Origin of the sequence: Leyella stercorea, assembly GCF_019052365.1 — a bacterium.
Classification (GTDB): Bacteria; Bacteroidota; Bacteroidia; order Bacteroidales; family Bacteroidaceae; genus Prevotella.
In genome coordinates this window covers 25,750-35,525 of record NZ_JAHQUY010000033.1, presented here as the reverse complement: position 1 = coordinate 35,525, position 9,776 = coordinate 25,750, and the positions used below count along the sequence as shown (strand labels likewise).

At 55.4% G+C, this 9,776-nt stretch carries 5 protein-coding genes; all 5 read right to left on the bottom strand.

Features of this window, described 5'->3' with window-relative positions; translation table 11 throughout:
* Positions 1 to 165: 165 nt before the first annotated feature.
* Positions 166 to 612 carry a VanZ family protein gene (locus KTQ90_RS07485; RefSeq protein ID WP_217317847.1) on the bottom strand — a complete coding sequence of 149 codons (447 nt, stop codon included), beginning with the start codon at positions 610 to 612 and terminating at the stop codon, positions 166 to 168.
* A gap of 105 nt (positions 613 to 717) precedes the next feature.
* On the bottom strand, positions 718 to 2,766 hold the full coding sequence (locus KTQ90_RS07480; RefSeq protein ID WP_217317846.1) for an alpha-amylase family glycosyl hydrolase: 2,049 nt from the start codon (positions 2,764 to 2,766) through the stop codon (positions 718 to 720).
* 245 nt (positions 2,767 to 3,011) lie between these two features.
* On the bottom strand, positions 3,012 to 4,928 hold the full coding sequence (locus KTQ90_RS07475) for an alpha-amylase family glycosyl hydrolase (protein WP_217317848.1): 1,917 nt from the start codon (positions 4,926 to 4,928) through the stop codon (positions 3,012 to 3,014).
* Between the two features lie 56 nt (positions 4,929 to 4,984).
* Entirely contained in the window at positions 4,985 to 6,910 is a 1,926-nt protein-coding gene (gene pulA / locus KTQ90_RS07470) for a type I pullulanase (protein ID WP_217317845.1), read from the bottom strand.
* A gap of 41 nt (positions 6,911 to 6,951) precedes the next feature.
* Complete coding sequence (locus KTQ90_RS07465; RefSeq protein ID WP_217317844.1) at positions 6,952 to 9,681, bottom strand: 4-alpha-glucanotransferase; 2,730 nt, start codon at positions 9,679 to 9,681, stop codon at positions 6,952 to 6,954.
* Positions 9,682 to 9,776: the final 95 nt, after the last annotated feature.

The following is a 9,776-nucleotide window of genomic DNA, read 5'->3' as shown; positions in this document are numbered from 1 at the left end:
ATGTGCAACTTTTTACTCATATTTATCAACTTAAATTAATTCCGCCAACGGGTTATATCTGTGTTTATAGCCATTCAATTGGTGTTTGTTCTTGTAGCATCAATTTGTAGGAATAGAATGATAAAAAACAAGCAAAAACAAAAAGACGTATAATGTGGCGTCTCTTTAGAATCGGTGGCGTCTCTTTAGAATCACCATTCCTACGCCTGCTACCGCACCGACTGTCGCTCCGATTGAGTTGGCTGCGAAGTCGAGCCAGTCGCCGCTGCGGCGTCCGCCAGTGCAGTATTCCTGCAGAATCTCGATGATGCCGCTCATCAGTATGGGCGCAATCCAGGCGAGGCAGAACAGCTTTGTCCAGCTCAGCATTGGCTTGTCTGAGGGCGATGCGATGTGCATTACGGGTTGACGCTTCGTGTTGTGAAGGCGCAGATATTCGAGCCATATAGTGGCGCAAGTGCCGCCGTACATGGCTATGTGTACCCATTTGTCTATCAAAGTGACGTTGTCGAGCGGCGTACTCGGTATCGTTGCGAAACACAGAATCCATATCATAAGGATATAGAAGCACGATACCGGGTACGCCTTGAGTAGATGTCTGATGTATGTCATTGTATAAGAAATTCTTTTAATTGTTGTGTAAGAACTTCTTATTAAACGCATAAACCTTACTTTTATTGTTAAGGCATTCCCGCTTTTATTGTTAAGGCAACGGCTTTAACGCACGAGAATCTTCTTGCCGTTCACGATGTATATGCCTGCAGCGAGTCCGTCGACAGCCTCGGCTGCCGACACGGCGCTCTTGAAGCGGCGCACCGTTCTGCCGTCGGTCGCCACTACGGTTGTGGTGGCTGGGGCGGCGTTGGCTGCGATGTCTATGATGGCGGTGGGCTGGTCGGCTGTCACGTTCTTCAGGAGATAGTGGCCCTGAGAGTCCTTTTGGTTCAGTATCTCGAAGTAGGCGTTCGCCTTAATGCCCGTTACATCGGCGGTCTGCACCGAGCTCGACTTGGCGAACACGAAGTTGACGTAGTCGGTCGGTGTGTTTATCTTGAACTGCTTGCTGTACCATTTCTTTCCGTTCTTCTCCGTCGGTGTCGTCACGTTGTCGCCCGGCCATTTTTTGTTAGCCGGTGCGTGTGTGTCGTCGCCGCCCCACGTCCAGAAGTAGCAGTTGGTCCAGCCTACGTTGTCGGTGTTGACATACACGGCGATGTTGTAAGCCTCGAACTTATGCACGCTGTATGTGCGTGTCACGATAGCGCCCACCTTGCCGTTCACGAGCAGCGCAGCCTTCAGCGTGCACTTGCCGTCGGGCAGCGCAATCTTGGCGCCGTTTGTCACCTTTGCGCTCGACGCCGTAGGAGCGGTGCCGTCAGTTGTGTAGACAATCTGTGCGTCTTTGGCTGTAGAGATAGCGCGCAGCGTGACGGTAGGGCCGTTGTAGTATTCGCCCGACGGCAGCGACGGGAACACCGTCTCGGCAGAAGTAGGCAGGAAGTAGCGCCAGTGGTAGCCCTCGGCAGCCAGCGCCCATCCGTCGTCGGTGGGTGTGTATGCGTTCGCCGTGGTGCCCACCGCCGCACGCAGCTTCATGTTCTTGCCCGTTGTGGTTACGACGTAGCGCTTCGCAGAGTTCTCCGTGCACGACCATCGGCTCTCGTTGTGTATTCCGGCTATGTAGCGCACAAGAATCATGTTCTTGATGTCCTGCTTGCAGTCGGTCCAGTGCTTGTAGAACACGCATGGCGTGCCCGGCATGGCGAGCATGTAAGCGTTTGCCGCCAGCGTGTCCTTGCGTATCGGGTCCTGGTCGGCGTCGCTGCGCTTCTCGGTGTCGTGGTTCTCGAGGAACGTCACGGCGTAGCGCTTGTACACCACGTCGGTAGCCAGTCCGCCGTTCGCCAGCTTCGACCAGTTGCCGTTGTTAGCCGCGTCGCGCATCGAGTAGCGTATGGGGAAGTCGAACGCCGCCGACATTATCTTGTCGTCCACCTTCGTAGCGTTCAGCCAGTTGATTACATTCGTCTTGTTGCCGTCGAAGTATTCGCCGACGGAGTAGGTGGGGTTCGCCGCCTTGTTGTACAAGCCCGTGAACCTTCCGGCGTATCCCTTCGTCATATCGTAGCGCACGCCGGCATATCCTAAGTCGTTGAGCAGCAGGTCGAGATACGCCTTCACGCAGTTCTGCACGTTGGCAGAGTTGTGGTCGAGGTCGCGCATACCGTCCCAGTCCTCGCCCGTATCGTAGTTGGCGCTGAGGCTCACGCCCTGCTTCTTCGCCTCCTCCGCAGCCTTGCCTTTGTCGTCGCCAGCGCAAACGTCTGCAGCCGTCATCTTGTACGTCTTGCCCTTGTACGTCTCCTCGGGAAAGTCGAACCAGTTCTTCACGGTTCCGCGGTGGTTGATTACGACGTCGGCGATGGTGCCGATGCCCTTCTTCTTGAACGTGCCGATCATCGAGCGCAGCTCCTGCTCCGTGCCGAACGACGAGTTGTAGTTGGAGAACCAGTAGAGGTCGTTATAGCCCATCGACTTGCCGCCGCAGTAAGCGCTCTGCGGCACCCAGATAAGTTTGAAGTAAGGCGCCATGTCGTCAGCCTCGCTCTCAAGCTTTGTCCACTGCGATGCGTCGTAGCTGTTCCAGTAGAAGCCCTGAAGCATTACGCCCTCGTATTCAGAAGGCCAGCCTTGCGCCGACGCGTTAAGCGGCGAAAGGCACAAGCCGCATGCTATTGCGGCTGCCGATTTTAGGAATCTGTTCATTTTAGGTATCGAATTGATTGTTATTGTTTGAGGTTATCTGATGTTTGCCGAAACAATATAATTGTGTAGAAGGGCAAACAGTAGGAGAAATATGTGCAAAACCCGATTGAGGCGGGCAGCCCGTCTGGGAGATGCTGGTAGATACTGGTAGATGGCTGGTAGATAAAAACGCTATCTACCAGCCTTCAACCCGTTATCCAACAAGACGTTACAAGCCTGCTGGAAGATATGGGAGATTTTTTTAGTTACATACTAAGTACAAGTACACCTCTCGGCTGCAGCTTCACGTCCTTAGAGAGGTCGATCTTGCGACCGGTAAGGATGTTCGTAGCCTCCGTGCGGTTGCCGATAATCTCGGCGTAGCGGGCTACGGGCATTGTTGCAGCCTTCGATGTGCCGTTGAGTACTGTCATCACCGCCTTGTCGCCCAACGTGCGAGCCACTACGTACACGCCATTCACCGGTATGAACTGCGTCTGCTTGCCCTTCGTGATGACGTCGTTGTTCTGACGCCAATGGAGCAGACGGCTTGTGAAGCTGAACATAGCCTGCTCCTCCTTTGTGCGCTCCGCCTTGTTGAACGCGTTGTGTGAGTCGCCGGCGAAACCGCCAGGGAAGTCGCGGCGCACATGTCCGTCGGTAGAGCTCTTAGTGCCGTTCATCAGTATCTCCGTGCCGTAGTAGAGCTGCGGAATGCGGTTGACGGTGAGCAGCAGAGCCAGCGCCTGCTTCAGAGCTAATGTGTCCTGACCCTCGCCGAGGAAGCGGTCGGTGTCGTGGTTCTCGATGAACGCCATCACGTGCGACGGGTCGACGTACAGATAATCGTAGCAGAGCGAGTTGTATATGCGGTTGAAGCCCTTCCACCAGTCGTCGGTCTCCTCGTTCTTCGCCTGGTTGATGCGGTCGAAGAACGCGAAGTCCATCACCGTCTTCAGGTTAGAGTTCACTTCTGCCAGCGGCGAGTCCTTCTGCCATGCCGCCGTGTATGCCGGCTCCGTCACCCAAGTCTCGCCAACCGTGTTGAAGTTGGGATACTCCGTGTTCAGCACCTCCATCCAGCGTGCCATACCCTTGCGGTCGGCATACGGATAAGTGTCCATGCGTATGCCGTCGATGCCAACGGTCTCAATCCACCATTCCGAGTTCTGTATGAGATAAGTCATCACGTGCTCGTTGCGCTGGTTGAGGTCGGGCATTGAGGGCACGAACCAGCCGTCCACCGTCTCGCGCAGGTCTACCTTCGACGCATACGGGTCGAGCACCGGCGTCAGCTTGTAGCTTGTCTGCAGATACTTGTCGTTAGTCATCTGGTCGCCGTCCACGGTCTTCGTCTTCACAGCCTTCGCCTGATTCTCTGGCGCAAGCCATTCGGGTGTGTTGAACCAGTCCTTGGTAGGCATGTCCTTCACCCAAGGATGCTCGAAGCCGCAGTGGTTGAAAATCATGTCCATCACCACCTTCAGACCCTTCTTGTGCGCATCAGAAACAAGCTGACGGTAGTCGTTGTTCGATCCGAAGCGCGGGTCAACACGATAGTAGTCGGTCGTAGCGTATCCGTGATACGTACTGCTCTTGCCGTGGTCGGGCGAGTTGTTCTCAAGCACCGGCGTGAACCACAGCGCCGTGACGCCAAGCTCGTTGAAGTAGTCGAGATGCTGGCGTATGCCTTCGAGGTCGCCGCCGTGACGCAGCGACGGCTCCTTGCGGTTCACAGTGTAAGCGTTCAAGCCCTTCACTTTAAGATTCTTTCCGCTCGATGCAAATCGGTCGGGCATGAGCATGTACAGCACGTCGGCGTTGGTGAAGCCCATGTGGTCTTCGCCCTTCATGTCGCGAGCCTTCAGCTCGTACTTCACGTTAGTCTTGCTCTTGCCCGCACGGAACAGCAGGTTCATCGTGCCCGGCTTAGCATCCTTCACGTTCATGTACACCAGCAGATAGTTAGGCGAGTCGAGACGCACGAGCGAGTCGATGCGCACGCCAGGATAGTTGGTCGACACCTCTGCAGCGCGCACGTCCTTGCCGTAAACCATCAGCTGCACCTGCGGATTCTTCATGCCTACGAACCAGTTTGTAGGCTCGATGCGGTCTATCTTCTGTGCTGCATTCATAGAAAGTGATGTTGAAAGAAAGAGAGCGACGAGCGTCGCGCTCTTCATTCCCTTGTTCAATGACAAGAGAAAATGGTTTTTGAAGTTTATCATAGTTTAAAGTATTAATCGTGAACAATCAATGCCGACTGCGGAGCAACCGTCAGAGTAGAGCCGCTGATGAGTCCGAGACCTTCGGCGTTCACCTTGCCGTTAGCCACCACCTTTGTGTAGCTGCCCTCAGCAACCTTAACGTTCTGCGGCGTCTTCTGCGAGTTGAGCACCACGTATATGTTCTGCCATGCGTCGCCGCCGGCGTTGTTCTTCAGTCGGAACGCCACCACGCCCTTCGGAGCATCGGCGAACTCGAGGTTCTTGCGCACCTCCTCTGCCTTGCCCATGCGGAACGCAGGATGCGCCTTGCGCAGCGCTATGAGACCAGCGTAGTAGTCGAACACCTGCGGATAGCGCTTCAGGTTGTTCCAGTCGAGACGGTTGATAGAGTCGGGCGAGCGGAACGAGTTGTGCACGCCCTTCTTGTCGCGCAGCATCTCCTCGCCAGCGAGAATGAACGGCACGCCCTGCGAAGTGAGCACAGCGGTCTGTGCGAGCAGGTCGAGACGTATCAGTTCGTCGTCGGTTATGTACGGCATTGTAGCGCGCAAACGGTCGGTGAGACACATGTCGTCGTGACAACTCACGTAAGCCACCATCTGCGACGGCTCGTTCGTCCACGCCTCTCGCGAGTAGTTCACCTTCGTTATATCTATCTGCGGATGCGCAATGGCACCCACGATGCCGAACTTGATGCTTTCCTCTTGATTAGGCTCGCCAATGAGGAAGCCGCCCTTATGGTCGTCTGAGAACGGACCGCGCAGAGCGTCGCGCATTTCGTCGGAGAACGCACCGATGCCGTCGAGCTGCTTGGCATGAGCCTTCATAGCCAGTTTCTCCTGCGGATAGGCACAAGAGCCAGCGCTCCATCCCTCACCATAAATATATATAGACGGGTCGATCTTGTCTACCATAGCACGTATCTCGTTCATCGTTTCGATGTCGTGAACGCCCATGAGGTCGAAGCGGAAGCCGTCGATATGATACTCCTTAACCCAATACTCCACGCTCTCCTTCATGAACTCGCGCATGAGCGGCTTCTCGCTCGCCGTCTCGTTGCCGCAGCCCGTACCGTCCGAATACTTGCCTTCCGCAGTCTTGCGGTAGAAGTAGTCGGGGTAGGTCTTTTGGAAGTTGGAGCCGTTGATGTCGAACGTATGATTGTACACCACGTCGAGTATGACGCGAATGCCAGCCTTGTGCAGTGCCTGCACCATCTGCTTGAACTCGCGTATGCGTGTTGTCGGCGTAGCGGCGTCGGTAGAGTAGGAGCCTTCGGGCACGTTATAGTTGAGCGGGTCGTATCCCCAGTTGTACTGCGGCACGTCGGGCTTCGACTCATCCACGGAAGCGTAGTCGTACGACGGCAGAATGTGCACGGCGTTCACGCCGAGACGCTGCAAGTGCTCGATAGCCTTCGGCTCTGTGAGCGCAAGAAACTTGCCCTTGTTCTTCAGTCCCGACGAGAGGTCGACGGAGAAGTCGCGGTGGTGCATCTCATAGATGACGAGGTCGCACGGATTGTTGAGCGTCGGGCGCACATCGCTGTTCCAACCCTCAGGGTCGGTGTCGCGCAGGTCGACGATGGCGCCGCGCTTTCCGTTCACACCCACCGCCTTTGCGAATATGCCGGGTGTGTTGTCAGGCTGCGCATTGTTGTACACGCTGAAGAGATAATACTTGCCTTTCAAGTCGCTCTTCACCGTTAGCTTCCACTTGCCCGCACCCACATGCTTCATCTGCTTAATCATCTGCTCGGCAGGATTGTCACTGTCTGTGTCCGACAGCAGCACGTTCACTTTCTTCACGTCGGGCGACGTGGTGAGCTGGAATGTTGTCTCTTTGGGCGAATACTCCACTTCGTTGAACGTCTGTGCGACGGCGCTGTGAGCCGTGCAGGATGTCAAGAAGGAGAGGAGAATGGTCTTTAGGGTCATGATTGTTGTTATTGAACGTTTTTCAACTCTTAATTTTAAATTTACTTTCTTCCCGCTTCGTCAATCAGTTCCTTCACCTGCTCGTTAAAGTCGCGGTCGGCGAGGAGCTGTTCGATGTTCATGTGCATACGATAGCGCCAGTAGTGCTTCGGGATAGACGGAATGTTGATGCGCTCGGCGTTGGCATCAGCGAGACGAATACGCTCGTCGATGGCGAACCAGTCCTGCAGCGAGAGTACGCAGAGCATAGACGGCGAGGTGAGCTGCTGCGAAACGATGTCGCGAGCGAGCCATCCCGGCAGCGGATGCGGTGCGGCGCCGCCGCGGTAGAGCATGGTGTTGTAGAACTCCTGCGTGCGGTCCCAGTCTTCGTCCCACCACTGGCGCAGCGTAGGCATATCGTGAGTAGAGAGAGTGCACACAGAGCGGTACGGGTTGCGCGAGAGATAGCCGAACTTAACGCTCGGATCCTTCGGCATCGACTGCAGTTCGAGACTCAGGATGCGCAGCTGCTGCATTACCCACTGCACGCAGTCGGGCACCATGCCCAAGTCTTCTGCGCATACCAGCATACGGGTAGCCTGCACCAGAATCGGCAGCTTCTTCATCGCCTCGCCATACCAGAAATTGTTGTTGCGGCGATAATAGTAGTCGTTATAGAGTCGGTTGAACGCAGCCTTGTCGCCGTCCCACAGCGCCTCGTACATGAAGTTGAGCTGCGCCGTGATGCGCGGGTGGAAGAGGTTGGGGTTCTTGCGGTCGCGCACGAAGAGCACGTCGTCAACCAGCGCGTAGAGTCCGTCGCGCAGCCACACGTCCTTCTCCGTCGTCTTGCCCTCGAACGCAGTCTCAATCTTGCGCTCCGTGTCGTATTCGGGCTTGAGCGAGTAGATGTCGTCGTGCTCGTGGTTGAGATAAGTCTTGATAACCTCCTCGGTATGTTCGCGGAACACGCGCTCCACTACCCAGTGGGCTATGAACGGCGTTGTGAAGAGATGCTCCTGGAAGTTGAGACCATAGCTCTGTATTTCGTCGCGCGACATGGCGAGTGCCGGCTGGAACTGTCCGAGCAGTCCGCCTACGCAGTCGGTAGGTATAGCCCATATACGGAAGAATCCGAGCACATGGTCGATGCGGTAAGCGTCGAAATACTTAGCCATGTTCTGGAAGCGGCGCACCCACCACTCGCATCCGTCTGCAATCATGCGGTCCCAGTTGTATGTCGGTAAGCCCCAGTTCTGTCCGTTCACCGAGAAAGCGTCTGGCGGAGCACCCGCCTGCGAGTCGAGGTGGAAGTATTCGGGCTCGTGCCATACGTCGCAGCCGTTGCGGTTCACGCCGATAGGAATGTCGCCCTTGAGGATGACGCCGCGAGCGCGGGCATACTCGTGAGCTGAGCGCATCTGCTGGTCGAGCACGAACTGCATGTAGTAGTAGAACGCCACCTTATTATATAGTTCGCTCTTCGGGTTGCTGAGCGCCTTGCGGTCAGCCTCGTTCCACTGCTTGTGGTCGGGCCACTCAGAGAATACGCATGTGCCGTAGAAGTCGCGCAGATAGCAGTAGTGGGCGTACGGCGCGAGCCAGCGCTCGCAGTCGGTGAAGAACGTCTTGAACTCCTTCGACGCCAGCACCTTCTTGCCCTCCTGCTCAAACAGCAGACGGAGATACTTCAGCTTGGCATTGTTCACGCGCTCGTAGTCGATCTGCGGCAGAGCGTTCAGTTCCTCGCGCAGCACCTCGAAGCGGTCTGCCTCCAGCTTGTCTTTCAAAGCGGGCAACTGGCGCAGGTCGGCATACTGCGGATGCAGTGCGAAGATAGATATGCATGAATATGGATATGAATCGGTCCACGTGTGTGTGGATGTAGAGTCGTTGATAGGCAGCACCTGCAGGAGGCGCTGGTGGGTCTTTGCCATCCAGTCGACCATCAGTTTAAGGTCGCCGAAGTCGCCCACGCCGAAGCTACCTTCAGAGCGGAGCGAGAAGACCGGAATGAGTGTGCCCGCCACCTTCTCGTCGCAGAGTGCGTAGAACGACTGGTCGAGTGCCACCACGCGCACTTCGTTCTGCTCCAAAGGCTTGAGAGTGAGCTTGCGGTTGTCGCATGTCTCCCACATCTCATCGCCTTTGTCGCTGAACGCCACGAACTTAAACTCCAGTTCGTGTACTAACTTACTACAAATCTTATTATTGTTACCTAAACCTACTTCTTTTTCGTTTGTATTGAGCGCGTCGCCGTCGATGTCTACAATCCATTCGTTGTAGTTGTGCTCGGTCATTGGCAGCGCCTTCTTCAAGTCCCAGTTGCCCAGCGCAGCGCCTTTGCCCGTGAGAGCGAGGCGTGAGCCCGAGTGCAACTGCGGAGCGCGCACCACGAGTCGCAGCGCCTTCTTGTAAGCCAGCGGCTCCACCTTGCCCTTTGCGCGTCGGTTGACGCAGTCGGTGAACGCCGAGCTATATAAATATGTGTCGCCCGGTATCTCGTGCCAGCGGTCTTCTACGGTGAAGCGGTGCGACGGCTTCGCGTTGAGGTCGAGTCGGTGCATTATGGTCTTCCACTCGCTGCACTTTATTCCGCAGCTGTTGCGCACGCTATAGTAATAGTCTACGTGCTGTTCGCCCATGCCTGCCTCTACCTCGCATGTCCATGTCAAACCGTCGGTTGTAGACATAGCCACTGTGCGGTTGCCTTGCTGTCCGCCTACGGTGTTCAGCAGCAGCTCTTCGCCGAATACTGTCTTGTATTGGATGTTAAAAGTAATTTGCATAGTATTGTTTAGTCGTTATTAGATTCTAATTGTATTTTGCTGCAAAATTAAACAATTACGCAATTTTTTGCAAAGTTATGAACGCATTTCTTCCA

Excerpts from the sequence above, each read along its gene's own strand:
- KTQ90_RS07465 (WP_217317844.1), bottom strand. The coding sequence starts at position 9,681 with ATGCAAATTACTTTTAACATCCAATACAAGACAGTATTCGGCGAAGAG.
- KTQ90_RS07480 (WP_217317846.1), bottom strand. The coding sequence starts at position 2,766 with ATGAACAGATTCCTAAAATCGGCAGCCGCAATAGCATGCGGCTTGTGC.
- KTQ90_RS07475 (WP_217317848.1), bottom strand. The coding sequence starts at position 4,928 with ATGAAGAGCGCGACGCTCGTCGCTCTCTTTCTTTCAACATCACTTTCT.
- pulA (WP_217317845.1), bottom strand. The coding sequence starts at position 6,910 with ATGACCCTAAAGACCATTCTCCTCTCCTTCTTGACATCCTGCACGGCT.
- KTQ90_RS07485 (WP_217317847.1), bottom strand. The coding sequence starts at position 612 with ATGACATACATCAGACATCTACTCAAGGCGTACCCGGTATCGTGCTTC.